Raw genomic sequence first — 753 nt, forward strand, 5'->3', positions numbered from 1 at the left:
GTCGGCATTGATCTGGGCGTGGTTCATGCGGTGGCTACGAGCGACGGTCAGTTTTTCGATCTCAATACGGGCAGAATCAAAGAACTCGAAAAAGAAATTGCTCGCTATCAGCGAAAATTGGCCTTGAACAGATCCTCGAGGCTGAAGCTTGCAAAGGAAGGACGGGCAGAAGCGTTCGATAAAACGAAGCCGAGCCGCAAACGCAGAGAATTGTTGGAAAAACTGCAGAAGCTGCACAGACGAGTTCGTAATATTCGCCGTGACTTTCAGATGAAAACCGCGCACACGCTCGCGCAGGAGTATGGCTGCGTGTACGTGGAAGATCTGAAGACGCGCAATATGACGAAGAGTGCCAAGGGAACGATCGACAATCCGGGTAAAAACGTCAAACAGAAGTCCGGATTGAATCGGGCGATTCTGAGGACGGGCTTTTTTGGTATGCGGCAAGCGATTGAATGGCAGCAATACAAGGCCGGAGGCTATGTAGTTGCCGTTCCCGCGGCTTATACGAGTTGCGAGTGTCCGTCATGCACGTGCACGGATAAGCGCAATCGACCGCGTCAAGCGCAGTTTCGCTGCATCGGTTGCGGGTATGAAAACAATGCCGACATTGTCGGCGCAATAAACGTGAGGAGGAAGGGCCGGACAGGTCCGAGCGCACACGATCAAAAGCGCATCGCTCGTGAAGTGAGCACAGGAGCCGACGTGCCTTTTGCACGAAACTGTGGCGCCAACAGCGAGAACCAGCCTCTT

General features: G+C 53.4%; 1 protein-coding gene. It reads left to right on the top strand.

Going from position 1 to position 753, the window contains the following annotated elements; all coding sequences use genetic code 11:
• Positions 1-30: 30 nt before the first annotated feature.
• A partial coding sequence (locus tag DW133_RS09265; RefSeq protein WP_233542174.1) for a transposase occupies positions 31-753 on the top strand: 723 nt, incomplete at its 3' end.

The organism is Sutterella sp. AM11-39 (assembly GCF_003472385.1).
GTDB classification, from domain to species: Bacteria; Pseudomonadota; Gammaproteobacteria; order Burkholderiales; family Burkholderiaceae_F; genus Duodenibacillus; species Duodenibacillus intestinigallinarum.